The organism is Thiomicrospira sp. R3 (genome assembly GCF_029581415.1).
Taxonomy (GTDB): domain Bacteria; phylum Pseudomonadota; class Gammaproteobacteria; order Thiomicrospirales; family Thiomicrospiraceae; genus Thiomicrospira.
Genome location: NZ_CP121121.1, coordinates 1923365 through 1947075, shown reverse-complemented (window position 1 = coordinate 1947075; position 23711 = coordinate 1923365). Strand labels below are relative to the sequence as shown.

Here is a 23711-nt window from a genome sequence, read left to right as displayed (position 1 = left end):
CGGGTTTCATGAAGGTGAACTCATTATCGCGTGCACCGCATCTGGCGAGGGAAAGGCAAATACATACATAGCTGCAAAAATTAATAAAAATACCGTTCTAGTGGGCCCGCTTAGGCGAATCCTGGGGTGGGCAATGACCGTAAAACCTAGTGCACTGACCACTGAACCCCATGCACCAAGCGTTAATGCCATAAGGGCAGCCAAAGCACCAAAAGCCATCGCATAATAATGCCAGGTGAAGGGGGGGCGAGGGTTATCCATTGCGTCTCCTTTAAAAGCTGTTTAAACTGTTAGTAAATTTAAACACTATTTTAAAGCAATCGAGGATCATAAAATGAATAAAACTGTTGTTGTGGTTGGATTAGGTGAGTTGGGCAGTGTTTTTGCCCGAGGTTTTTTGAAGTTAGGTTATACCGTGGTGCCGGTTACCCGTCATAACACGATGGAAAACCTAACGGGGTTGGTTAAGCCTCAAGCGGTTATTATAGCAGTCGGTGAAGCAGATTTTCATAGCTTGTTAACCGAGGTGCCTAAGGAGTGGAAGTCGAAAGTGGTATTAATTCAAAATGAATTGTTGCCTCGGGATTGGTTGGCTCACTCGTTTACTGAGCCAACTGTAATTTCAGTTTGGTTTGAGAAGAAAAAGGGCATGGATAGTAAGGTGGTGATACCTTCACCGATTTTTGGGCCAAAAGCACAGTTGGTTTCCGATGCCTTGGCAACACTGGATTTACCGAGCTTTATCCTCGAGTCAGAAAAAGACTTGGAGTTTGAGTTGGTGTTGAAGAATTTGTATATTCTGACCACTAATATTGCAGGTTTAGAAGTAGGCGGTAATGTTGCTCAATTGACTCAAGATCATGCCGATTTAATGAATGCAGTAGCGCAAGATGTGCTTAAAATTCAAGATTGGTTGACGAATAACTTGCAGGATCGTGAGAAACTGCTGGCCGGTTTGCAAAAGGCGTTTGATGGTGATCCGGCGCATATCTGTATGGGACGCTCCGCGCCTGTTCGCCTGCAACGTGCATTGGGTTTTGCATTAGAAGCAGGCCTGGTGGTTAATACGTTAAAGCAGATTGCAGATAAACATCTTCACTAAAACAACCAGGCCTGCTGGTTGGCTGCAATACTCCGAGCGGCTGGGGGCTTTGGGGAATAGCTATAGCTAAAAGACCCTACGTTGCGCTTAAGTTTGATTTGTATTCATTAAGTCATTCGACTATAATTTTTGCAACTTAAGAGGCTTATACTATAACCTGTTTGTTCTGAGCAGGTTAAAATCCTTATTTACTCTCTCATTGAAGTCGTTGATTTCAAGTCAATTTTTAAAATTAAAACGGATTTACTATGCTGTTATCTCAAAAAAGAAAAGACTGGTTGGGCAACGTCCGGGGTGACGTGCTCGCCGGGATTGTGGTGGCCTTAGCGCTGATTCCGGAAGCCATTGCGTTTTCGATTATTGCTGGGGTAGACCCAAAAGTGGGCTTGTATGCCTCCTTCACCATTGCGGTGGTGATCGCGATAGTGGGCGGGCGCCCTGGGATGATTTCGGCGGCCACCGCCGCCACCGCATTACTTATGATTAACCTAGTCAAAGATCATGGGCTTGAGTATTTGCTGGCAGCCGGCATATTAGCAGGCCTGCTGCAAATACTGGCGGGTTATCTACGCATGGACCGTTTCATTAGTTTCATTTCTCGTTCGGTAATGACGGGGTTTTTAAATGCATTAGCTATCTTAATCTTTATGGCGCAGTTGCCAGAACTTACTAATGTAACCTGGCATGTGTATGCGTTGACGGCCTTTGGTTTGGCCATTGTGTATCTATTCCCTTATATCCCCAAGATTGGTAAGATGATCCCCTCACCGCTAGTGGTGATTGTTGTATTGACTGCATTGGTATTGGCGATGGGTATTGATGTGCGTACAATCGGTGATATGGGTGATTTGCCAGATAGCATTCCAGTCTTTTTGATCCCGGATGTACCGTTTAACTTTGAAACACTATGGATTATCCTGCCTTATTCAGTAGCGATTGCGATTGTGGGTTTGATTGAATCCCTAATGACCGCCCAGGTTATTGATGAAATGACCGATACCGACTCAGACAAACGTCGTGAGTGTAAAGGTCAAGGCATTGCGAACATCGCCTCTAGCTTCACTGGCGGTATGGCAGGGTGTGCGATGATTGGTCAGTCGGTGATTAATGTAAAATCGGGTGGACGCGGGCGTTTATCAACCTTTACCGCTGGGGTGGTGCTGTTGATTATGGTGGTGTTTGTCGCAGATTATCTGGCGTTAGTGCCGATGGCCGCACTAGTGGCGATTATGATTATGGTGTCGATTGGTACGTTTAGTTGGGCATCGATTCCAGAGTTGCGCACTAACCCATTACCCGCCACCATTGTTATGTTGGCAACGGTGATTATTACGGTTTATACCCATAACCTCGCGTTTGGCGTGATTTCTGGCGTGATTTTGGCGGCCTTGTTTATGGCGTATCGTATGACCACCTTTATGACATCAGAAAAGGCCTTTGACAGCGCTACAAATACACGCACTTATAAAATTTCAGGCGATCTGTTTTTCAACTCAGCGGACAAGTTCATAAGCTTTTTTGATTTCAAAGAGGCGGTTGATAAAGTTATTATCGACGTTCACGAAGCGCAATTTTGGGATATCAGCGCGATTTACGCCTTGGATAAAGTGGTGATTAAACTGCGTCGTGAAGGTGCGGATGTTGAAGTGGTTGGCTTGAATGAAGCGAGCCAAGGGTTAGTTAATAAATATGCAGCGCATAATGATCCGAAAAAAGCTGAAAAATTAATGGGAGGCCACTAATGGAAACCTTACAACAAAAATGGGTCATGGCCTGTATTGATGGCTCGGCAATGAGTGATGCGGTAGTGGATTATGCGGCTTGGATTGCTGAAAAAGTCCAGTCGCCGCTAGAATTAATGCATACGATTGAGCATGGCATGTTGCTGGATAACGTAAACCGTTCAGCTCGCCACACGCCCAATATGCGTGAAGCTATGATGCAGGATCTTTCTGCTCAAGAACGCGCTGAAAGCAAGCGTTTAATTGCTGAAGGCAAGCAAATGCTGGATGCGATAGTTCAGCGCCTTGAGGGGCGTGGTATCAAAGAGATTACCGCCAGGCAGCGTCATGGTGATTTGGCTTCGGCACTCGAAGGGATTGAAGACGAAATTCGCGTGCTGGTGATTGGCTTACGCGGTGAGGATCATACCGGCGAAGAAAAGGCGGTCGGTGCACAATTAGAAGAAACTATTCGTGCATTGCACAAACCGATTTTTATCGCCAACGGCGAGTTTAAAATACCTAAAAGCTTAATGCTGGCCTATAACGACACCGAAGGCGCACGTAAGGCGTTACAGTTTGTCTGTAAAAGCCCCTTGTATGCTGAGATGGAGATTCACCTGGTGCATGTGAATGACAAGGAGCACATAGGTCGTCCGATTTTAGAAGCGGCAGAGGTGTCGTTGATTCGTTCGGGGCGTCAGTATAAAACCGCGCTCTTGTCAGGGGATGCGCAAACCGCGCTGATGACCTATCAACAAACCCATGATTTAGACTTAACCGTGATGGGGGCGTTTAAGCATGGCGCGTTACACAAATTGTTTTTTGGTAGCTTTACGTTGAAGATACTAATGAACAGCAATAAGCCTGTATTGTTAGTGCGCTAGTCGTTAAACAAGCAGGCCTGGTATCACAACAACCAGGCCTGCTGATAGTTAAAGGTTTTTAAGGGCGTTTTAAGTTTAAACCTCAGGTTTTTCAACAGCCGGATTTAATCCCATTTTTTCCATCTGTTGCGCTCTAAAGTCTTGCAAGCCTTTCTGCACCAAATCATAGGTTTTTTCCGCATTATCCTTTACAGAACCATCAAAGACGCCAAACCCTTTGAGCATATCGGTCGCATCTTTAAATCCAGATTCAATACCGCCACCAATAACGCTTAAAAACTTGTCCAGCAAGCCTACGCCTTCAAGATTAGGGTTGGATTGTTTAAACGCTTCAAAAAAAGCGGTGGTGCCTTGAACAATGCGTCCCGCTGTATTTTCTGCTGACCAATAGTCCATCCCCCCTTGTTCAGCGAGTTTTTCAGCACTAATGGCATTCGGCCCCAAATCGGCTTCAAGCGCTTGGTTGAGCTGTTCAATGGTTTCTTGAAAAAGAATTTTTAACGCATTTTGATCTCTAGGTGCGCCTTCACCAAATAGATGTTGAATAATGCTCGCTTGGGCTTGAATTTTCATGGTTTCTTTGGAGGCTTGCTGCTCAACACCGCCGACATTAACCACCAGGCCTGGTTGCTTATCTGCAGATAGCTCGGGTTTTTTATTGGAATCAATAGCCGCATTACGTTGATACGTATTGGCATTTGAGTCGATAGATTGTATTGGCATGGGTCTGCTCCTGTTTCTGGTCTTGTTTTGATTTTAATCTATTTTAAAATTTGTCACTAAGGTTATCGGCTTAGTGGGCCGAATCCTTTAGGACAAAATGGCTAAAAAATGCTATGATTCGCGCTTTAAATTTTGATGTGAAAAACCATGGAATTAAACCTAATTTATAACCGAATTGAAGATTATGCCGCCCGCAGCTTGGTGCTTAGGGGGTATCTTTGACTATGAAACCAAATCTGAGCGGCTTGTTGAAGTAGGGCGTGAGTTAGAAGATCCAAAAATTTGGGATAATCCTGAGCGCGCGCAAGCCCTAGGTAAAGAAAAGGTTCAGCTAGATAAAATTGTCGGCACGCTTGATACTTTAGCGGGCGGTTTGGATGCTTGTAAAGAATTATTAGAAATGGCGGAAGCCGACAATGATGAATCTATGGTTGAAGAGGTGGAAACCGAATTGGCCGATTTGCAGAAAAAGCTTGATGAACTTGAGTTTCAACGCATGTTTTCAGGCGAAATGGATGCCAATAACGCCTATCTTGAAATCCAGTCGGGTTCAGGCGGCACCGAAGCGCAAGACTGGGCGAGTATGCTGTTGCGGATGTATTTGCGTTGGATTGAAGCTAAGGGCTTTAAGGCCGAGGTGTTAGAAGTGTCCGATGGCGATGTGGCCGGCATTAAGGGTGCGACGATTCATGTGGTCGGTGACTATGCTTATGGCTGGATGCGTACTGAAACGGGTGTGCATCGCTTGGTCAGAAAATCGCCGTTTGATTCAGGCAATCGTCGCCATACCTCATTTGCCTCGGTGTTTATTTCACCGGAGGTCGATGATAATGTTGAGATTGACATCAACCCTGCGGATTTACGCATTGATGTTTATCGTGCCAGTGGCGCGGGTGGGCAGCACGTTAACAAAACCGAATCGGCCGTGCGCATCACCCATTTACCGACCAATACCGTGGTGCAATGTCAAAATGGCCGCTCACAACATCAAAACAAAGATGAAGCGTTTAAGCAGTTACGCGCCAAGTTATATGAACTCGAAATGCATAAACGTAACAGCGAAAAACAAACGCTAGAGGACTCAAAATCAGACATAGGTTGGGGTAGTCAAATTCGCTCTTATGTACTCGATTCTGGGCGTATTAAAGATTTGCGCACCAGTGTTGAAACGGGTAATACCACTGCGGTGTTAGATGGCGATTTAGATCAGTTTATTGAAGCCAGCTTAAAAGCCGGTTTGTAACCACCAGGCCTGGTGGTTGATTGCAGAACTTTATTAGGAATAGACTCATGTCAGAACAGAATACGACTCCAGAAATCGATGAAAACAAAATTATTGCTGAACGTCGAGCCAAACTAGACGGCTTGCGTAAAACCGGTCAGGCTTATCCCAACACCTTCCGCCGTGATGTGTTGGCGATGGATTTGCAAAACGAATACGCCACTAAAACCAAAGCAGAATTGGCTGAAATGCAGCCAGTTCGGGTTAAGGTTGCTGGGCGAATGATGACCCGCCGTATTATGGGTAAAGCCAGCTTTGCTACCTTGCAAGATATGTCAGGCCGTATTCAAGCCTATGTAACACGTGATGATTTGCCAGAAGGGTTTTACAACGATCAGTTTAAAAAATGGGATTTGGGTGATATCGTTGGGGTCACTGGCTATTTGTTTAAAACCAATACTGATGAGTTATCGATTCATGTCGAATCAATTGAGCTGATTACTAAAGCCTTGCGCCCGTTGCCCGATAAATTTCACGGTTTACAAGATCAGGAAGTGCGTTATCGTCAGCGTTATCTTGATTTAATTATGTCAGAACAAAGCCGTAAAACCTTTGAAACCCGCTCAAAAGTGATTCAGGGGATGCGTGAGTTTTTTGTGCGCAAAGGCTTTATGGAAGTGGAAACCCCGATGATGCACGTTATTCCGGGTGGTGCGGCCGCCAAGCCGTTTGTGACCCATCATAACGCGTTGGATATGCCGCTGTATTTGCGTATCGCACCGGAATTATATTTAAAGCGTTTATTAGTTGGTGGTTTTGAAAAGGTGTTTGAGATTAACCGAAACTTCCGTAACGAAGGCTTATCAACCCGCCATAACCCCGAATTCACCATGGTCGAATTTTACGAAGCCTATGCCGATTACATCGACATGATGAATTACACCGAAGACATGTTCAAAGAACTGGCGCAGATGGTGCTCGGTTCGGGTGAAGTGCCCTACCAAGGTCAGGTGTTCCATTTTGACAAGCCGTTTGCACGTATTACGCTGAAAGACTCGATTGCCTTGTATAACGAAGGCGTGAAGGCTGAAGACCTTGATGACATTGAATACTGCATCAACCTAGCAGAAAAGTTAAAAATTGATGTTCGTCCTGGTTATGGCTTAGGCAAAATCCAAACCGAGATTTTTGAACAAACCGTTGAACACCGCTTGTTGGACCCGACCTTTATCACCGAGTATCCAGCCGAAGTATCACCGCTTGCGCGCCGTAACGATGCCAATCCGTTTGTTACCGACCGTTTTGAGTTATTTATCGGTGGGCGTGAATTGGCGAATGGTTTCTCCGAACTAAACGATGCCGAAGACCAAGCCGAGCGCTTTATGGAACAGGTACGCGCTAAAGACGAAGGGGATGACGAAGCGATGCATTATGATGCGGACTTTATCACCGCACTAGAACACGGCATGCCACCCGCAGCCGGTCAGGGGATAGGCATTGATCGTTTGGTAATGTTGTTTACCGATGCGGCCAGCATCAAGGACGTTTTATTATTTCCGCATATGCGCCCAGCCTAAAGCCTCACGAAACCTAGTAGTTTAAAAACCCCGTTCTCACGGGGTTTTTACTATCAAAAACGAATGTTGAGACACTTAAATCGTTTATAATAAATGCAACTAGCCAAGCCAGGCAGCGCAATAAATTAACACCACATCCGCTAACACTATGGAGTGTCAACACTTTTTCGTACCTAGATTTTCTTCAATTGCTTTTAGTCGGTCTAGTCGCATTCTCTCGAATTTGGCAGGTGGAATATAACCATTCGAACTGTGTGGTCTGATATGGTTGTAGTGCCCCATATATTCCGAAACTAGCCAACGCATTTCTTGTTGGTCGATTAACTTTTTGAGCTGGTAAACGGTTTCTGTTTTGAAAGATTTAAAGAAGCTCTCAATAACCGCATTGTCCCAACAATTTCCCCGCCGACTCATGCTTTGCTTAATGCCCCAATGAGCCATCAATTTGCGGTAAGCGTGACTGATAAACTGACTACCTTGATCCGTGTGAACCATCAGTCCTTTAGGGGGCTTACGATTCCATAAAGCTCTTTTTAACGCGGTCTCAATGAGCTCTGAACGCATATGCGTTTCTAATGCCCAGCCAACCACTTTTCTTGAGTAAAGGTCAATATAAGTGGCCAAGTACATCCAGCCTTGCTGGGTTTTAATTTGTGTTATGTCACCGACCCATACTTGGTTGAGGTAGCTGACTTTGAATGCTCGATTGAGCAGGTTCGGCTTTATTTTTGGATCATTAATCGCCGCACTGTTGGCTTTCTTAAACTTCTTACGTGTGTGGACAATTAAGCCTTGTTTTCGCATGATTATTGCGATTTTGCGCCGACTCATCGTCACATTCTTTTCGTCGGCTAAATAACCTTTTATACCCCTAGCGCCTGCATTTCCTTTTAAAGTGGCGAAAACCTCTTTAATTAAGTCAGCATTATTTTTTTGTTCGCTCGCCTTATCAGTCTGGTCTAGTTTTAGCCAGCTATTAAAGCTGCTGACGGGCACTTTTAATACCTTACACATTAGTGCAAACAGGAACTCTTCTCGATGCTTTTGTATCCAGGCATACTTCACTTCTCGAGACTGGCAAAGTATGCGGTGGCTTTTTTAAGATGTCGCGCTCCATCTTGGCTTGAGCGAGCTCCTTTTTAAGCCGTTTATTTTCTTGTTCTAGAGATTCTGATTGTTTTGGAATTACGGCCAAATCATGTTTTAGTTTGTGAGAGCGAACCCAAGTGTAAACAACAGTAACGGGTAGCTCATAATCTCTTGCGGCTTGGGCTGAACTTCTTCCGCTATTAACGATGGCGTCAATAACTTCTTTTTTGAGTTCAGTGTCGTATTTTGCATTGGCCATTTCGGGTCTCCTTAGATGATTATTTTATAACATCATCTAGGTACGAAATAGTGTAACCATTCCAGTTAGCTAATTTCTTATCTTAGTCTTGTTGCCCCTTTGTTTTTTAAATAGCGGGCATAGGTTTTGCGCTCGGCGTGCTTAGCGAGAAAGGTGTTGGCGCGTTTGGGGTTATTTGCGACGATAAACAAAGGCCGTCAACCCCGATAAAATCTGCTATTTAGCGCTTTAAAACCCAATGGTTTTGTTCTTTTTAGTACGGAGTGTAAATAATCTTTGGCACTAGGGGGTTAGGGCTTTAAAATAGGTGCAATTCGTAAACCTAAAAAAATTAGAGAGTGACAACAAATGTTAGATGCAAAGTTATTAAGAACTGATATGGGGGCTGTGGTAGAGAAGTTGGCGCGTCGAGGGTTTCGTTTTGATGCCCAGACATTTAACCAGCTTGAGCAACAGCGCAAAGATTTGCAAGTTAAGACTGAGCAGCTTCAAGCCCAACGTAATCAAAGCGCAAAAGCCATAGGTAAGGCTAAAGCACAAGGTGAAGATGTGCAGCCATTATTGAATGCGGTTGCAGATTTGGGTGAGCAGTTGGAGCAGGCGAAGCAGGCATTTGATCAAGTGCAAAATGAAATTGATATGATTTTGGCCAGCACACCTAACTTACCGCATGACACGACGCCAATCGGCGCATCTGAAGATGAAAATGTGGAGGTTGAGCGTTGGGGTGAACCGCGCCAGTTTGATTTCGAGGTTAAGGATCATGTTGCGTTAAGCGAGGCGCGAGGCTGGTATGACAATGAGGCGGCGACGAAAGTAACCTCAGCGCGTTTTTCAGTGTTAAAGGGGTCTATGGCACGCTTGCAGCGCGCGCTGACACAGTTTATGCTCGATACTCACAGCTTTGAGCATGGTTATGAAGAAGTCTATGTCCCTTATATTGTTAATCAAGACAGTTTACGTGGTACTGGGCAGCTGCCAAAATTCGCAGCGGATTTGTATAAAATTGAAAAACACAGCGAGCATGATACCAGTGACCGCGACTTGTATCTTATCCCAACGGCTGAAGTGCCGATTACCAACTTGATGCGCAATGAAATTATAGATGAAGACGCGTTGCCGCTTATGTATGTGGCTCATACCCCGTGTTTTCGTTCAGAGGCGGGGTCTTATGGCAAGGATGTGAAGGGGTTGATTCGTCAGCATCAGTTTGAAAAGGTTGAAATGGTCCAGTTTGTTCATCCGGATGAATCCTATGCCGCTTTAGAAACCTTAACGCAACACGCGGCTAATATTTTACAGAAACTCGGCTTACCTTATCGAATGATGGCATTGTGTAGTGGCGATATAGGGTTTTCTTCGGCAAAAACCTATGACTTAGAGGTTTGGTTGCCGGGCCAGAGTGCCTACCGTGAGATTTCATCTTGCTCTAACTTCGAAGATTTCCAATCGCGCAGAATGATGGCGCGTTTCAAGAGTGGGCAGGGCAAGCCACAATTGCTGCATACCTTAAATGGTTCAGGATTGGCGGTTGGGCGTACGCTGGTCGCCGTGCTGGAAAACTACCAAAATGCCGACGGTTCAATTACCGTGCCTGAGGTTTTGCGTAGTTATATGGATGGGATTGAGCTGATTTAAATATTCTTTTAACAAAAATGCAAAACGGGCTTGCAAACTCTAGTCAAACTACTATAATACTCAACATCAAATTTTGGTGGACTGGCTGAGTGGTTTAAGGCGGCGGTCTTGAAAACCGTTGTAGGTTTGTAGCCTACCTGGGGTTCGAATCCCTAGTCCACCGCCATATCCGATTAAAAAGCCCGACTTGTTCGGGCTTTTTAATTCTAAATCATTGAAATAGCAATCTTTTCTAACAACTACCTCATTTCTTAAGCGTGATTTTTTGCTTTTGTGTGTTTACACACAACTTACGCAGCGGGTAATACTTAGTCATCAAAGTAGCTTGATGTTACTAACAATCATTAATAGGCCTGCCAAACCCTGAAAATCTACTGCTTAGACTACTCATGTTTGTTTAAGTAAGCAACCAAATCATCAAGGGGTACCTTGAGCTTGCTAGCGGCATTTTTAACAGAAATTCCAAAATCGACAACCATCGTTTGCGCGGCTTCGAGCTTACCTTCGAGTCGGCCCTCCTGCATCGCGATGCGTTCTACCGATGTGACTAAGCCATTTTTTGCTCCTCAACTTGGTCAACTAAGACCTTGAATTCAATATCGAAATTACGCGGTAATCTAATCATCCAGTCAATGACCCGGAAGAGTTCTAATAGCTGGGCGTGTGTGTAACCCCGTTGGTATAACCGCCAAACGAGTTGTTTTTTGGCATCGAGCTGACGCTCCGGCGACTTATTGAGCTTGGCTATCCAGTGCTTTAAACAGCTGATTGGCACCGGTTTGGCCGAGGCGGTTTTCGAACGTCCAAATAGTAGTGCGATCTGGGATGGTCAGCGCATCAGTTAAACCGCAAAACCGCTTGTAACTCATTCGTTCAAGCAGTTGGTGGTGGCAGGGGGTTAGAAAAAGCTGTCTTTAAACACTTGGTTTAGAACCGTTGTAAGCTATTGATCGTGAAACCGATGAAAAGACCGATTAGTATGGTAATTGTTAAAGTTTCAATAGGGCTAAATACGTTTTTTTTGGTTTAAAACCAAATAATTAACCTATCAAATTAATAGTTTTAGTTTAATTGAGACCTTTGCACGAGAAAAGCTTGCCAAACCTCTATAAATCTGCAATTTTTGCGATGAAGAGTTAAAATAACAAATTATTATTACGTATAACTGGATTTTGTCACATGGCATGGAAAAACCTCTCACAGACCTCAGTCGCTGATGCACTTATCTGCCCCCATCCGCCGCTTAATGAATTATGTTGTCGATTTGTCCAGCTCAGCTTAACCGATAGCCTATCTGATCATGAAAGCCGGTGAAGTCAGTATTATTGATGCCAGTGTTATCCAAGCCAAAAACAACCGATTGGCCTCAGTAGACTGTGTTAAGGCTCAAGGGATGCCTGTATCCAAAAAACAGGATATGCGCACAAAATAGCAAAAAATAGCACAAACCCGTCATAAAAGTGACGCAAAACAGCGAAAAAGGACTAAATTGCAAGACCTCTATTCAAAAAAGTTGAATTTGAGGATTTAACCTTGGCAATAGCGGGGTTTTGCAAAGGTCTCAACTAGTAAGGAATACAGCCGTGATGATTAAAAATTACCAGGGAGAAACGTTATGCCAAGAATAAAGTTAACAGCTTTACCTCACCAACACTGTTTACAGGCAAAATTTGAAATCATCACACCGATGTTTTTAGGAGATGCTAACCAAAAAGCGACTTCAATCCGTCCAACTTCGATCAAAGGGGCATTGCGGTTTTGGTGGCGAGCGATAAATGCGCATTTATCTTTGGATGAGCTGGCGAAACAAGAAGCGAAATTGTTTGGTACAGCGGAACAAAATATTGGACAGGGTTGCTTTTCAATTAACGTTACTCATCTTAATTTAAAAGCCGGGTCAATAGGTGTTAATGAAAGAGAACCGGCCGCAGGGGTGGTAAAATATTCAGCTCAACACTACCTACTCGGCCAAGGTCTAACCAGTGTGCGAAATGCTTTTGAATCGGGTACGTTTACTGTTGAATTACTTTTTATGCCCAAAGCCGATAAAAAGGCCATTGAACAAATTGAAACTGCGTTACTGGCTTTTGCCTGTCTCGGTTCGCTCGGAAGTCGCGCACGCCACGGCTGGGGTTCAATTGCCTTGGTTGATTTGTCGGGCAATCAATTTATCAAGATGCCAAAAACCAAGGAAGAATATCGCCAAGCACTCACCATGTTGTCTAAAGATAAAATTAACGGATTACCGCAGTACACGGCATTTAGTTCGCAGACTCGCATAGATATTGTGCAATCTGGCGGCAATGTTCAAAACTTACTCAATCTCGCAGGACAACAGTTACAGCTATACCGTAGCTTCGGTAATAACGGAAAAGTTGGGAAAATTAACGCCGAGAGAAATTTTACTGAAGACCATGATTTAATTCGTGATCATTTGACAGGTACGCCTGCAACCAAAGCCCCCAAACGCGTTATTTTTGGTCTTCCACACAATTATTTTTTTTCTAGTGTTTCAAGCAATAACAAAGCCGAAATTCACGCCTATGCAGGTAGCGAAAAAACAAGACGAACCTCACCACTTTTCACCCTCATCAGAAAAATTGGCAATCAATTTTATTTACTTCATGCGCTATTCCCAGCGGTTTTCTTGCCCGATCAAATGGAGATCCGTTTTAAAGATGGGCACAGAAAACTTAACTTTGCGCCGGACTATAAAGTCATAGAAGATTATCTAAACCGACCAGCATTCAAAGACGCAGAAAGGGTATTACCGTGAGCGATTTAAACACCCACCAATTTCATTTTACGATTGGCCCGGTACAAGGCTTTGTAGCACAAGCGCGTCGCACGCGCGACTTCTGGGCCGGTTCATTTATTCTGTCTTGGTTAGCCGGTTGTGCAATGGTCGCAACACGCAATCAAGGTGGCGAGATTCAATTTCCCGCGCCGGATGAAGACTTTATCAACGCCATTAAAAACGGCCAATCCGGTCCGACGCAAGGCACTTTGCCAAACCGTTTTAAAGCTTTGGTGGATGCCGAGTTTAATCCGCAACACGTCATTCAACAAATGAACCAGGCCTGGTTGACTTTAGCCGAAAAGGTTTATCAAGCCGATATTGCCGATAAAGCGAATCCTAAAACCCGTGAAATATGGCAACGACAAGTCGAAGGTTTTTTTGAAGTCAGCTGGGTCATGACCGAGGCCGATGACAACCGACCCTTGCTTGATATGCGCAAAAATTGGCGTCATCATTTTCCGCACACCGAATCCGGACACAAATGCAGTTTGATGGAAGGCTGGCAAGAGTTATCGGGTATTGAAGGGTTTTATGCTTCTGATAATAAAAAAAGAAAAAACTTCTGGCAAGCGATTCAAAGCAAAATCGGTACGCGTGATTTAATCGAAAACGAAGCATTGTGCGCCCTGTCGTTTATCAAACGTCGTTTTGCCTATCATTTCGAACAGGTAAAGCTGGTTGGTTTTAACGGCTGGAAATTAGAACCTCGCAATGTGCCATCAGTGGCGTTATTGGCCGCTATGCCGGTTTTAAAAAGCATTCAACCCAGTCCAGAACTTGAGAAGTTTAAGCAGGCCTGGTCTGAAGCAGGCGGGCAAAAAGGCGAAACCAAAAGTTTACCAAAAGCCTTAAGAACCAAAACCGATTTAGGCCTAGATGGTATTGCCTGGTTTAGCAATACCTACGAAAACCCAACCTCGTATGGCTTAAACAAAGAAAAAATACCGACTGCAAAACAGGCATTAACCGCGCTTTACCAAAGTCAAAACCTTAAAGAACCTTCGCCGTTTTATGCCATTTTAATGATGGACGGCGATAGCCTAGGCAAACAAATGTCTGATCCGAGCAAACAACCGCTGATCACCGCCGGTTTGAACAAGTTCACCTCCGGGGTAAAAGAGGTGGTGGATCAGCACGACGGTTTTCTAATTTATGCCGGTGGTGATGATGTGCTTGCCATATTGACACTCGAAACCGCGCTAGACTGTGCCGTGGCGTTGCGTCAATCCTATATTGACAGCTTCTTAAACCTAACCGGGCATGAGCAACTCACCACCAGTATTTCTGCCGCAATCATCTATGCGCATATCAAAACCCCGTTAAGCAAAATCTTGCACGATTCACATCACGTGCTGGATGAGGCGGCAAAAGACCAAGCCGGACGTGATGCCCTGGCGGTGCAAGTGGTGAAACAATCGGGCAAACACCTGTTGTGGGCGCAACCTTGGCAACAGGCGTTTGATGAGCAAGGCGCATTAAAAATTGAAAAACTTGCCAAACAGTTTGCCGGACAATCCACCGCTCAACAGCTAGATGGTGACGCGCTCGAAGCCAGTACCAAGTTTTTCTATGGCATTCGGGAATACTTCAATAGGCTGATTGACGCGAAAAAACCATTCAATCAAGACGATGCGCAACTGATTGGCGACTTATTGGCCGTCGATTACATCAAATCAGGCGTTAACAACGTCAAAGAAATTGAGATTGCCAAGCAACGCATTCAACCCTTGTTGGCACAATGCACACCCCACAAACGCAACGATGAAGTGAGCGTGAACCGGCTAGCCCAAGCCGAAATCTCCGTTATCGGTGCGCCGCAAATTGATGGCGCATTATTGGTGCGTTTCCTAGCCTTCCACGGTCGCGATATACGAGGACAAAATCAATGAGTCAAACAGTAACTTGGCGTTTTACGCCGCTCGATACTTGGTTTTTTAAACAAGCGCTTGCCCCGGATAGTCTAGCCGCGCAAGAACTCACCAGCTTATTCCCACCCAGTCCGCGCACCTTGATAGGTGCATTACGAGCGGCGGTTGGCGAAGCCCATCAAGTCGATTGGAAAGCCTATCGGGAAGGCCAGCAACCACAGATTGCCGAAAAAATTGGCGCACCCAACGAGGCACTGCCACCCAATACCCAATTTAGCGGGGTGGCCATCCGTCGCAACGGACAAGGCTATTATCCAATGCCGCTAAATTGGTTAGCAATTCCCGCGCAGCAGGGGCAACCAAAAGGCTACCAGCTTTATAAACTGCTCCCCGACACCTCTCCGATACACTGTGATTTGGGGCATGTTTGTTTACCCGCTGTGCCAAAAGACGCTGAAAAAGGCGCTAAACCCTTAGAACATACCTATATTTCAAGCAAGGCCTGGGCGCAACTACAAACCTGTTTGCAAACCAGTGCATTTATAGCTGAAACAGAGTGCTTAAAGCGGGATGACCTGTTTAAAAGCGAACCCCGTCTTGGCATCGCACGTAATAATAAAACGCGCAAAACTGAGGACGGCCAACTCTACCAAACCAAGCATTTGCGCTTGGCGCAGGGCATCAGCCTTGAAATCGACAGCCAAGGCTGGGCGGTTGAAAGCCATCTAAATACCGTCATGCTCGGCGGCGAAGGGCGTTTAGCGCAACTCACACAACATCACACCGAAATCGCGCAACCCATAACCCTGCCCAATCAAGCAAAAGGTTTAATTCTGACCCTAACCAGTCCAGCACATTTTCAACAAGGCTGGATACCGGACGGATTTAGCCAAACCGAACGCAACGGCCAAACGCTGTGGCAGGGGCAAATCAACGGGGTCGAGTTGACACTTATCTGCGCTGTGATTGGCAAAGCACACCGCGAAGGCGGATGGAATCTCGCCCAACATCAATCGCGCGGAGTTGAAAGCTTGGTTCCTGCGGGCAGTGCCTATTATTTTGAAGTTAATCAAAACGACATAAACCAGGCCTGGTCAGCGCTACAAAATCATGCAATCGGTCAAGATACCGTCATTGGTCGCGGACAATTCAACCTAGCGGTTTACTAATTATTCAGGAGAATAAACATGACACATACTTTACTTGCCCTTTATGCTCAAACCCCAATTCATGCTGGGACTGGTCAAAACACCGTGTCCTCAATTGACCTACCCATTCAACGCGAAGGTCATACCGGTTTTCCATGTATTTATGGTAGTGCCACCAAAGGCGCGATTCGCGCTAAGTTTGAAGGCGATAACAACCCGAGTGTAAAACGTCTTTTTGGCGATGCCGGAGAAACCGGCAATGCCGGCTGTTTAGCCATTACCGATACGCGCTTACTACTACTGCCGGTGCGCTCGCTGACCTCGCATTTTAAATGGGTCACTTGTCCGGCCTTATTGCAACGCTACAAACAAGATGCCGAGCGCATGAATAAAACCGCGCCAGAGCTACCCAAAGTAGAAGAAGGCAAAGCACTGGTGCATCATGCCGCAAAAACCGATTATCTGTACTTAGAAGAATATCGTTTAACGGTTCAAACAACCGATTTATCCGACTGGATTAACACCCTTACTGAACTCATGCCGAGTGGCATGAAAGAAGCTTTAGAAAACCAACTGACACTGGTGGATAACGATATTTTTGCTTTCCTCGCGCAAAACGCCACGCCGATTCATGCCCATAACGCCATCGATAATGCCACCAAAACGGTTAAAAGCGGTGCTTTATGGTGGGAAGAAAGCCTGCCAGCAGATACCTTGCTTTACACCTGTGTTCATGCCTTCCAAGGTCGTCAAAAAGACCAACCGGTCGATGCCCAAACCAACCTAGCTGACTTTAAAGCCGCCTTTGAAACCAACACATACCTACAAATCGGCGGCAACGAAACTGTTGGCATGGGTTTTTGTTTAACCAAATTGGTTTAAAGGAGCAGGCGAATGTCGAATTTACAAACCCAAGAGCAACAACGCGCCCAATGTGCGCTGAATTGGATTAAGCAACAAACCCAAAAAACGGAAACGGTACAAAAAGAAATCAAAAGCTGGTCGAGCCAATTTCCGATAATGATTCACACCAATGGTTTTGGTCCGGCCTGTGCGTTTTTTAAGAGCCGCCAAAATGTCGAAGGTGCGCGCGAGTTATACAAGCACCTTAATGCTTGGTTAGTCAAGGCACTACCAAGTCTGGTCAACAATGCCGATCTTATGGATGTGGTGTCCCGTTGTGATCAACAACAATATCGCCTAATGCAAGCGGAAGCCCAAGCCTATTTGCAATGGGTTAAACAACTCGCCAAAGCCTACCTAAAAGGGGATGAAACCAATAACGGAGGTGGCGCATGAATTTTCCACTCTATCGCGCAGATCACCCTAACAAGCGGCATAACAACGGTCATGCCGGTTTATTTTTCCAAAAGTTCTTTGATGGCTTTAATGCCGATTTTAGCGACTTTACCGAAAAAGAAACGACTAAACGCCATTTTTTAGACAAATTTAGCGGCGGCCAGGGCGATAATGCCGCCCTTAACCAGGCCTGCTTTCGCCAAATTGAACTGGTCGAACAATTAGGCGGGCAATGGTTTGTGGTGTCTACTGCAGAGGCCAGCCGTTTTGTAACAGGCTTGGGCAATCTGCATCCGGTTGAAAACGGTTTTTTATGGCACCACACCTTAGCCACGCCCTATATGCAAGGCAGTGCCATCAAAGGCATTTTGCGCAGTTGGTTAGAAATTCACTTGGGTTACGGCGCAGACGATTCAACGGATAAACAACAAGACTTCGCCGATTTAAAACGCTACTTTGGCAGTGAAACCAAATCCAGCCAAAACAACCAAGCAGGGCAATTGGTGTTTTTTGATGCTATCCCGATTGAGCGCCCCCAACTTAAAACCGAAGTCATGACCCCGCACCTGGGCAACTATTACGCCCAAGGTGAAAAAAACCCCGGCCAAGCCGACACCATTCCCGCTGATTGGCACAGCCCAACCCCCATTCCGTTTTTGGTGGTGGATAAAGCCAGCTTTTTAATCAGCATTGCCCCGCGCATGACGTTACCGTCAGAAGATAAACAAAAAATCAGCGAAGAATTAGCTGATTTAGCTACCGCCCTTAAAAACGCGTTAGCGAATATCGGCGCGGGCGCCAAAACCGCCACCGGCTTTGGACGACTTTGTGAAGATGAAAAAGCGTTTAAAGATTTAAATGATGTTTGGCAGGCGCAAAAAAATCAGCAAGCCCGCAGCACAATGTCAGCTGAAGCGCTCATTATCCAAGATGCGTCAGAACTTGTTGCAAGCAGTCCTGCACAAACACTCATGCCAGGGCAGTCGAACTACATCAAATTCATTGAACTCATTAAACAGTCCGCAGATTGGACTATCGAGGAACGTTCGGAGTTGATGGAACGGGTTGTAACTAAATGGCTCGTTAAAACCTTTACTGACAAGAAAAAACAAAAAGAAAACAAGAAAAAGTTTGTTGAAAAACATCCTTGGTTAAAGCTCGACTAACTCAATGATCCTCCCATCCCTCCCTAAATTAACAGGCCTGGTGGTGACGCTGCGTTTTTTACGCGCAGCGGAATATAACCTCCATCACGAAATGGCGGTGGACGCGTTTTTGCGCCACAGCCTAAATCTAGGGGACAATTACACCCACCACCTATCCATCATCACCACCGAAAACGGGCGACTCACCTATCGCCAAGGCGACCCCTATCGTTTTGCCGTTATTGCCATGGGCGAACCCCAGCAAGTAAACCCCATCTGGCAAAAACTCATCACCCACCTGCAAGGACTGCCGGAATCGGCACCCATACGAGATGCGGGCGTGCCGCTAAAAGATAATATTGAACTGGTTAGCTTAACCGATCTTTTCGATGGCATCCCGCTTAGCAATTTTGACGGATTGGATGCCTACACCGAAACGCACCTTCAACACCAAACTCAAGCCTGGTTTAATCACCTAAAACTCGACCAACAATCGGCCACAATAGATTGGTTTTGGCAAAGCACCGTACGCTTATTAAAAGTTAACCACAAAAACCTAAAAACCGAACAACGCTTTGTACGCGAAGCCGCCGACATTACCCCCGAACTGCTCATCAATCGCCTCTATCAAACCCTCAGCCAGCTCAGCGAAAAATTTGGCCGCCACATTCACCCCGAAACCGCCGCGCTCAACCAGGCCTGGTTGCAAAACCAAGCCCAATATATTCAATTTAAAAAAGCCGACCTTTACTGGATAGACACGCCTTATTTTGGAGCAAACCAACAACAAAACACCCTCGGCGGCATGGCGGGAAGCATCACGCTCGAACTGCTCCCTGGCCTAGAGCCCAGTCTATTCAGCCTGCTTCTGCTCGGTCAAATGGTCGGCATTGGCCAACGCCGCACCTCCGGTCTAGGCAAATACCGCCTAAGCCTTCCCAAAACCCCAGCACTGATGCGCAGCCTGTATCCTATTGCGGTGCATCGCGGCCAAATTACGAGTCCAATATCGAAGCCTTTTCCGACCTTGAAACCCACGGCTATAAAATCCTGCGCTTTGCCGACGACTTTATTATCCTGTGCAAAACCCATATAGTTGAACTCAGTCAAGGCTTCCAGTTTTTAGGTTACTTATTCCGTGAAGACCATGCCATCGAAATCGGCGGCAGCCAAGCCGACGGCCGCAACAGTTTTGGCGCCAATCAAGCCCCTAAAAACCTACCGGCTTGGCTAGTCAACCTAGGCGACCAAGCAGCACAACAGATTGATGATGACAATGCACCCAAAAATCAAATAGGCGATATAGAAGAGCAGGGCACGCACCTGGTGCTAGCCGGCGATGCGCAAGTTATTACCACCGACAACCACAACCTTATCGTCAAAAAAGACGAAGTAATTACCCACAAACTCAGTTGGGAACAACTTCACGCTATTACGCTAATTGGCCTGCACCACATGACCCTGCCGGCACAACACCAAGCCCTAAGCCATAAAATCCCGGTTTACTATGCCGACAGAACCGGCTCGTTTTTAGGCGCGCTGACTAGTTTTCAACCCGCCCAAAACAACTACAAACACTGGTTTATTCAACTCCAAATGTCCGATAACCCCGATTTCTGCTTGGACGTGGCCAAAAAAATTGTTGACGCGCGCATCCATAACCAGCGCAAAACCCTACTCAGACGAAAAAGCCACCGCAAACAGTTTGAAACGCCACTCAAACAACTGGCGCAGCTCCAAGCCAAGGCCAATCATGCCAGCCAACCTAGCAGTCTAAATGGTTACGAAGGCAGCGCAACCAAACTCTACTTCCAACAACTTAACACCCTGCTACCCGACTGGGCACAATTTGAAAAACGCAGTCGTCGCCCGCCCAAAGACCCATTTAACGTGCTGCTTTCACTGGGCTATACGATTTTATACAGTCATGTCGATGCGATTTTACAATCCGCCGGTTTTATGACCTGGAAAGGGCTGTACCACCAACAAAGTGCCGCCCATGCCGCGCTAGCATCCGATCTGATGGAAAGCTATCGACATCTCGTTGAGCGCCACGCGATTCAAGTGATTAACCACGGCACCATCAAGCAGGACGACTTCCGCGAAGAAACCAACGCGCTGCAAAAACAAGGTCTACGCCTCAGTGCCGAGGCCAGGCGCCGCTATGTAGCCGGTTTAATTCGCCGTTTTCATGGGTTTTCAAAAGAACAAACCCTCCACCAGCACCTCTACGCCCAAGCACTGAGTTTAAAAAAAGCCATGATTAATCGTACTCCCTTTACCCCTTGGAAAGAAACCAAATGAAACACTACCTGATTTGTTTTGACATCCAAGATGACAAAGTGCGTGCCAGACTCTCACGCCTGCTCGAAAAAATGGGCCAACGTGTGCAAGGTTCGGTGTTTGAATGCAGTTTTAAAACACCCGACCGAAAAAAAGCCCTAGAATTGCAGATTAAGCAGATTTTAAAAAAATCACCGGTAGAAGAGCGTAACGTGAGGTTCTACAACCTAAATAAAGACACCATAAAACACAGCCACGACATTCACGGCAACCCCATAGCCAATCTACCAGCATTTGTGGTTCTTTAGCGGCTTAATTGGCTTAAGTTATTGAAAAATAATAAAAATTTGCTAAAATTAAGCAATATTTCCGCACCTTAAAGAATCGACCAGGCCTGCTGATACCAGTAAGGATTAAAAAATGAATAAAAACAAAATACAAAAAAACATATCTAAAATAAAAATTAACAAAAAGGTGCGCGACATTGATTTTAAACAAAAAACAAAGCTAACTTTTACTCAAAATCACCCCAAACCAACGCTAAGTGCACCAAATAACGCTAAGGTGCGGAAATCACCTTGCAAGCTATTGAAAAATAAAATAGTATTTACCCTGCTGTCCTAGGGCAACTAAGCCGAAAGGCTGTTAAGACGTAGGATTAGCGCTGTTGCCAGCACGTCTCCACGGGTCCTAGGGCAACTAAGCCGAAAGGCTGTTAAGACTTCCACTATTTCGAGATAATCAGCCTCGAAAATGTCCTAGGGCAACTAAGCCGAAAGGCTGTTAAGACTTTAAAGGGATGTCCGACACCCAAACGGTGCGGCCGTCCTAGGGCAACTAAGCCGAAAGGCTGTTAAGACAAGCGCCGAGCATTGCGAAAATAACCCCGCTTATGTCCTAGGGCAACTAAGCCGACACCTGAAAGGTGGACGCGCAGCGAAGCGAGCGCCGGAAACGGACGCAACGGAGTTGCGGTCAGAGGCTGTTAAGACCTGATCCCGGCCTACGCCGGGATGACGTCATTGAAGACCTGTGACAACTAAGCCGACACCTGAAAGGTGGACGCGCAGCGAAGCGAGCGCCGGAAACGGACGCAACGGAGTTGCGGTCAGAGGCTGTTAAGACCTGATCCCGGCCTACGCCGGGATGACGTCATTGAAGACCTGTGACAACCAAGCCGAAAAGTTTTTCAAAAACTTGTGACTTTTGTTTTTTATCCAATGTTTTTATATCCTAATCATTACCAGTCATAAAATGAAAAGGAGCTAAATCATGGGGTTTTTATCAAACTTATTTAACTGGATGAGTGACACATCAAGTAGTTCAGCTTTCGATACCGGTTTTGACGATGGGTTTTCTGATATTAATCCAGCAACAGGGCTACCCATGGTCGGCGGCATAGCTGGGCTTGATGTTGAAGGGAACCCATACGGTGTAGATTCTGATGATTCTTACACCTTTACCAGTGTTGATGATTCGGACTGCTTCAGCAGTGTTGATGATTCGGACTGCTTCAGCAGTTTTGATGAGTTTTAATAAACCATCTGCAAAAAAATTAAGCCGGTTTCATACCGGCTTTTTTGTGTCTAGGAATAATGTATTCAAATTTTCACAAGTTTTTGATGTCTGACAAGGCCAAGTTAAGCCCCTATACTTTGCACAAATCGCATGGTTGCGATACGCAATTAACTAGGTATTTAACTTTATAAAGGACGTGTCATGAAAAAATTACTTAATACATTGGTTGTGAGTGTTGCCTTAAGTTTTGCAGGATTTGCAGGTTTCGTCTTTGCGAATCCCTCACCGTTTGGATTAACCTTAGAAAAAACCACTGTTGCAGAAATGCAAGCAAAGTATTCGGCGCAGCCAACGGGTACTAATCGTTATAGCAATGGGCCCATGTTTGAACTTACTCCTGGTCAATTAGGTGTCGATGGCATGAAATCCGCATTGGTGATTTTTGATCAAAACAATACATTAGTAGGCGTTTTAACGACTTTTCCGAAGCATCGTTTTGATAGTTTGCATGGTTTATTACGTGGCTTATACAACGTTGAATCATCGCAAATTCCGTTTGTAGGTGACAAGCGTGTTGTATTGCGTGAGGGTAGTACCCGAATCACCTTGGATGCACCGCATTTGAGTTTTGATTTGGAAATGAATTATATTGCCGACCGTTTGCAACAGCGTTTCGAAGCAGAGCAACGCCGTGAGCAGGAAGAAAAGCGCAAGCGTGAGGCAGGAAATCTGTAATTAACAGCTAGCCTAAGTAGGTTAGCAGGCCTGCTGGTTTCTACACCAGCAGGTTTTTATTACATCATAAGTTCACCACGCTCTTCATTTAACACGTTATAAATAAAGTAGTTAGCGTCATTTGACACGTACCCTAAATAAACCATTTCGCGGTAGGTTGTTTCCAGGGTGCAAGCGGCAGAATATTGTTTGGTAGCCGATGTAATATCAATAACAACCTGTTTAGCTGCATGGTTGTTAAGAATTTTTTTGATACCTCTAGAGCAGCTTGCAATTGAGTTGATATCAACTGTATTTGCAGCTTGTTCAAGGTGAATTTTTTGTGCCGTTTCGCGTTCAAGGTGCTCAATGAAATTTTTAAACTCTGTAAATAAAGAGGCGGACTGTTCTGAGCAAACGATGATAAACCGTACATCTTTATTTAAGGAACTAAAGGTTTTTATGGTGCGGATGTTTTGTTGCCAATTAATGCCAAGATTCTGATCAGAGCAGAGTGTTGCCCAATCAAAGGTATGAAGTTTACTTAACATGCTCTTTTGATCGGTCAATATTGATAACCCCATGACGACAAGTTGTGTTTTTTTAATTTCTTGCTGTTTCTCTTTACCAACAAAGTATTTAAAGGTGTCCGGATTAGGTCGGCTCAATTGTTGCGCAATCACTTTAGCAGCCCAAATGCCTAGTAAGGTAGCCAGGC

Annotated in this window: 26 protein-coding genes, 1 tRNA gene and 1 pseudogene; 20 read left to right on the top strand and 8 right to left on the bottom strand. The window is 45.4% G+C overall.

The genetic code is table 11. From position 1 onward, the window contains the following. Positions 1-6: 6 nt before the first annotated feature. Positions 7-261 carry a hypothetical protein gene (locus tag P8S55_RS09990; RefSeq protein WP_289224061.1) on the bottom strand — a complete coding sequence of 85 codons (255 nt, stop codon included), beginning with the start codon at positions 259-261 and terminating at the stop codon, positions 7-9. 73 nt (positions 262-334) lie between these two features. On the opposite strand from P8S55_RS09990, the gene P8S55_RS09985 reads away from it, so the two are divergent. The 3 genes from P8S55_RS09985 to P8S55_RS09975 all read left to right on the top strand — a co-directional run bounded on the left by P8S55_RS09985 (position 335) and on the right by P8S55_RS09975 (position 3710). After that, positions 335-1102: a hypothetical protein gene (locus P8S55_RS09985; protein WP_289224060.1), complete on the top strand. Its 768-nt coding sequence runs from the start codon at positions 335-337 to the stop codon at positions 1100-1102. Positions 1103-1350: 248 nt separating this feature from the next. Then, positions 1351-2844, top strand: a complete 1494-nt coding sequence (locus tag P8S55_RS09980) for a SulP family inorganic anion transporter (protein ID WP_289224059.1) — start codon at positions 1351-1353, stop codon at positions 2842-2844. Next, positions 2844-3710, top strand: a complete 867-nt coding sequence (locus tag P8S55_RS09975) for a universal stress protein (protein WP_289224058.1) — start codon at positions 2844-2846, stop codon at positions 3708-3710. Before P8S55_RS09980 ends, P8S55_RS09975 begins: the two co-directional genes overlap by 1 nt. A gap of 75 nt (positions 3711-3785) precedes the next feature. Here P8S55_RS09975 and P8S55_RS09970 read toward each other — a convergent pair whose 3' ends face one another. Then, positions 3786-4433 (bottom strand): DUF5610 domain-containing protein, encoded by a 648-nt coding sequence (locus tag P8S55_RS09970; RefSeq protein WP_289224057.1) that lies wholly within the window; start codon positions 4431-4433, stop codon positions 3786-3788. A 147-nt stretch (positions 4434-4580) separates the two neighbouring features. Here P8S55_RS09970 and prfB point away from each other — a divergent pair. Both prfB and lysS read left to right on the top strand, forming a co-directional pair. Continuing rightward, a protein-coding gene (gene prfB / locus P8S55_RS09965; RefSeq protein ID WP_289224056.1) for a peptide chain release factor 2 occupies positions 4581-5676 on the top strand; the annotation gives its coding sequence in 2 pieces (ribosomal slippage) (positions 4581-4652 and positions 4654-5676; 1095 coding nt in all). 47 nt (positions 5677-5723) lie between these two features. Next, positions 5724-7232: a lysine--tRNA ligase gene (gene lysS, locus P8S55_RS09960; protein ID WP_289224055.1), complete on the top strand. Its 1509-nt coding sequence runs from the start codon at positions 5724-5726 to the stop codon at positions 7230-7232. Between the two features lie 156 nt (positions 7233-7388). Here the strand turns inward: lysS and P8S55_RS09955 are convergent, their stop codons facing one another. After that, positions 7389-8297, bottom strand: coding sequence for an IS3 family transposase (locus P8S55_RS09955; RefSeq protein ID WP_289224054.1), 909 nt, complete (start codon positions 8295-8297; stop codon positions 7389-7391). Further along, on the bottom strand, positions 8239-8580 hold the full coding sequence (locus P8S55_RS09950) for a transposase (RefSeq protein ID WP_289224053.1): 342 nt from the start codon (positions 8578-8580) through the stop codon (positions 8239-8241). The genes P8S55_RS09955 and P8S55_RS09950 overlap by 59 nt, the downstream gene beginning before the upstream one ends. Positions 8581-8928: 348 nt before the next feature. On the opposite strand from P8S55_RS09950, the gene serS reads away from it, so the two are divergent. Beyond that, a complete protein-coding gene (gene serS, locus P8S55_RS09945; RefSeq protein ID WP_289224052.1) occupies positions 8929-10218 on the top strand; it encodes a serine--tRNA ligase in 1290 nt (429 codons plus the stop codon). Positions 10219-10293: 75 nt separating this feature from the next. After that, positions 10294-10384 (top strand) — tRNA-Ser (locus tag P8S55_RS09940). Positions 10385-10601: 217 nt separating this feature from the next. Here P8S55_RS09940 and P8S55_RS09935 read toward each other — a convergent pair. The 3 genes and pseudogenes from P8S55_RS09935 to P8S55_RS09925 all read right to left on the bottom strand — a co-directional run. Next, on the bottom strand, positions 10602-10742 hold the full coding sequence (locus P8S55_RS09935) for a hypothetical protein (RefSeq protein ID WP_289224051.1): 141 nt from the start codon (positions 10740-10742) through the stop codon (positions 10602-10604). 23 nt (positions 10743-10765) lie between these two features. Continuing rightward, a complete protein-coding gene (locus P8S55_RS09930) occupies positions 10766-10993 on the bottom strand; it encodes a hypothetical protein (protein ID WP_289224050.1) in 228 nt (75 codons plus the stop codon). Then, positions 10959-11105 (bottom strand): annotated as a pseudogene (locus P8S55_RS09925) (transposase); the annotation flags it as partial. The pseudogene P8S55_RS09925 and the gene P8S55_RS09930, both read right to left, overlap by 35 nt. Before the next feature lie 413 nt (positions 11106-11518). On the opposite strand from P8S55_RS09925, the gene P8S55_RS09920 reads away from it, so the two are divergent. From P8S55_RS09920 to P8S55_RS09865, 13 genes are all read left to right on the top strand, one after another. Continuing rightward, complete coding sequence (locus P8S55_RS09920) at positions 11519-11650, top strand: hypothetical protein (RefSeq protein ID WP_289224049.1); 132 nt, start codon at positions 11519-11521, stop codon at positions 11648-11650. Positions 11651-11833: 183 nt separating this feature from the next. Next, entirely contained in the window at positions 11834-12994 is a 1161-nt protein-coding gene (gene cmr1, locus P8S55_RS09915; protein WP_289224048.1) for a type III-B CRISPR module RAMP protein Cmr1, read from the top strand. Beyond that, positions 12991-14907, top strand: coding sequence for a type III-B CRISPR-associated protein Cas10/Cmr2 (gene cas10 / locus P8S55_RS09910; RefSeq protein ID WP_289224047.1), 1917 nt, complete (start codon positions 12991-12993; stop codon positions 14905-14907). The genes cmr1 and cas10 overlap by 4 nt, the downstream gene beginning before the upstream one ends. Beyond that, on the top strand, positions 14904-16055 hold the full coding sequence (locus P8S55_RS09905) for a type III-B CRISPR module-associated Cmr3 family protein (protein ID WP_289224046.1): 1152 nt from the start codon (positions 14904-14906) through the stop codon (positions 16053-16055). The genes cas10 and P8S55_RS09905 overlap by 4 nt, the downstream gene beginning before the upstream one ends. A gap of 18 nt (positions 16056-16073) precedes the next feature. After that, a complete protein-coding gene (gene cmr4 / locus P8S55_RS09900) occupies positions 16074-16916 on the top strand; it encodes a type III-B CRISPR module RAMP protein Cmr4 (protein ID WP_289224045.1) in 843 nt (280 codons plus the stop codon). Between the two features lie 12 nt (positions 16917-16928). Beyond that, a complete protein-coding gene (gene cmr5 / locus P8S55_RS09895) occupies positions 16929-17333 on the top strand; it encodes a type III-B CRISPR module-associated protein Cmr5 (protein WP_289224044.1) in 405 nt (134 codons plus the stop codon). After that, complete coding sequence (gene cmr6, locus P8S55_RS09890) at positions 17330-18499, top strand: type III-B CRISPR module RAMP protein Cmr6 (protein WP_289224043.1); 1170 nt, start codon at positions 17330-17332, stop codon at positions 18497-18499. Before cmr5 ends, cmr6 begins: the two co-directional genes overlap by 4 nt. Before the next feature lie 4 nt (positions 18500-18503). After that, positions 18504-19574 (top strand): CRISPR system precrRNA processing endoribonuclease RAMP protein Cas6, encoded by a 1071-nt coding sequence (cas6, locus tag P8S55_RS09885; protein ID WP_289224042.1) that lies wholly within the window; start codon positions 18504-18506, stop codon positions 19572-19574. A gap of 230 nt (positions 19575-19804) precedes the next feature. Then, positions 19805-20782 (top strand): CRISPR-associated endonuclease Cas1, encoded by a 978-nt coding sequence (cas1, locus tag P8S55_RS09880; protein ID WP_289224041.1) that lies wholly within the window; start codon positions 19805-19807, stop codon positions 20780-20782. Continuing rightward, the gene (cas2, locus tag P8S55_RS09875; RefSeq protein ID WP_289224040.1) at positions 20779-21069 is read left to right on the top strand and encodes a CRISPR-associated endonuclease Cas2; all 291 of its coding nucleotides are present in this window, start codon (positions 20779-20781) and stop codon (positions 21067-21069) included. Before cas1 ends, cas2 begins: the two co-directional genes overlap by 4 nt. Before the next feature lie 112 nt (positions 21070-21181). Further along, the gene (locus tag P8S55_RS11220; protein WP_503010323.1) at positions 21182-21385 is read left to right on the top strand and encodes a hypothetical protein; all 204 of its coding nucleotides are present in this window, start codon (positions 21182-21184) and stop codon (positions 21383-21385) included. Positions 21386-22033: 648 nt separating this feature from the next. Continuing rightward, complete coding sequence (locus tag P8S55_RS09870; RefSeq protein ID WP_289224039.1) at positions 22034-22297, top strand: hypothetical protein; 264 nt, start codon at positions 22034-22036, stop codon at positions 22295-22297. Between the two features lie 183 nt (positions 22298-22480). Next, entirely contained in the window at positions 22481-23014 is a 534-nt protein-coding gene (locus P8S55_RS09865; RefSeq protein WP_289224038.1) for a hypothetical protein, read from the top strand. A 59-nt stretch (positions 23015-23073) separates the two neighbouring features. On the opposite strand, the gene P8S55_RS09860 is transcribed toward P8S55_RS09865, so the two are convergent. Next, entirely contained in the window at positions 23074-23676 is a 603-nt protein-coding gene (locus tag P8S55_RS09860) for a hypothetical protein (protein ID WP_289224037.1), read from the bottom strand. Positions 23677-23711 lie beyond the last annotated feature (35 nt).

Coding starts and splice junctions, on each gene's coding strand:
- P8S55_RS09990 (WP_289224061.1), bottom strand. CDS start 261: ATGGATAACCCTCGCCCCCCCTTCACCTGGCATTATTATGCGATGGCT.
- P8S55_RS09985 (WP_289224060.1), top strand. CDS start 335: ATGAATAAAACTGTTGTTGTGGTTGGATTAGGTGAGTTGGGCAGTGTT.
- P8S55_RS09980 (WP_289224059.1), top strand. CDS start 1,351: ATGCTGTTATCTCAAAAAAGAAAAGACTGGTTGGGCAACGTCCGGGGT.
- P8S55_RS09975 (WP_289224058.1), top strand. CDS start 2,844: ATGGAAACCTTACAACAAAAATGGGTCATGGCCTGTATTGATGGCTCG.
- P8S55_RS09970 (WP_289224057.1), bottom strand. CDS start 4,433: ATGCCAATACAATCTATCGACTCAAATGCCAATACGTATCAACGTAAT.
- lysS (WP_289224055.1), top strand. CDS start 5,724: ATGTCAGAACAGAATACGACTCCAGAAATCGATGAAAACAAAATTATT.
- P8S55_RS09950 (WP_289224053.1), bottom strand. CDS start 8,580: ATGGCCAATGCAAAATACGACACTGAACTCAAAAAAGAAGTTATTGAC.
- serS (WP_289224052.1), top strand. CDS start 8,929: ATGTTAGATGCAAAGTTATTAAGAACTGATATGGGGGCTGTGGTAGAG.
- P8S55_RS09935 (WP_289224051.1), bottom strand. CDS start 10,742: ATGCAGGAGGGCCGACTCGAAGGTAAGCTCGAAGCCGCGCAAACGATG.
- P8S55_RS09920 (WP_289224049.1), top strand. CDS start 11,519: ATGAAAGCCGGTGAAGTCAGTATTATTGATGCCAGTGTTATCCAAGCC.
- cmr1 (WP_289224048.1), top strand. CDS start 11,834: ATGCCAAGAATAAAGTTAACAGCTTTACCTCACCAACACTGTTTACAG.
- P8S55_RS09905 (WP_289224046.1), top strand. CDS start 14,904: ATGAGTCAAACAGTAACTTGGCGTTTTACGCCGCTCGATACTTGGTTT.
- cmr4 (WP_289224045.1), top strand. CDS start 16,074: ATGACACATACTTTACTTGCCCTTTATGCTCAAACCCCAATTCATGCT.
- cmr5 (WP_289224044.1), top strand. CDS start 16,929: ATGTCGAATTTACAAACCCAAGAGCAACAACGCGCCCAATGTGCGCTG.
- cmr6 (WP_289224043.1), top strand. CDS start 17,330: ATGAATTTTCCACTCTATCGCGCAGATCACCCTAACAAGCGGCATAAC.
- cas6 (WP_289224042.1), top strand. CDS start 18,504: ATGATCCTCCCATCCCTCCCTAAATTAACAGGCCTGGTGGTGACGCTG.
- cas2 (WP_289224040.1), top strand. CDS start 20,779: ATGAAACACTACCTGATTTGTTTTGACATCCAAGATGACAAAGTGCGT.
- P8S55_RS11220 (WP_503010323.1), top strand. CDS start 21,182: ATGAATAAAAACAAAATACAAAAAAACATATCTAAAATAAAAATTAAC.
- P8S55_RS09870 (WP_289224039.1), top strand. CDS start 22,034: ATGGGGTTTTTATCAAACTTATTTAACTGGATGAGTGACACATCAAGT.
- P8S55_RS09865 (WP_289224038.1), top strand. CDS start 22,481: ATGAAAAAATTACTTAATACATTGGTTGTGAGTGTTGCCTTAAGTTTT.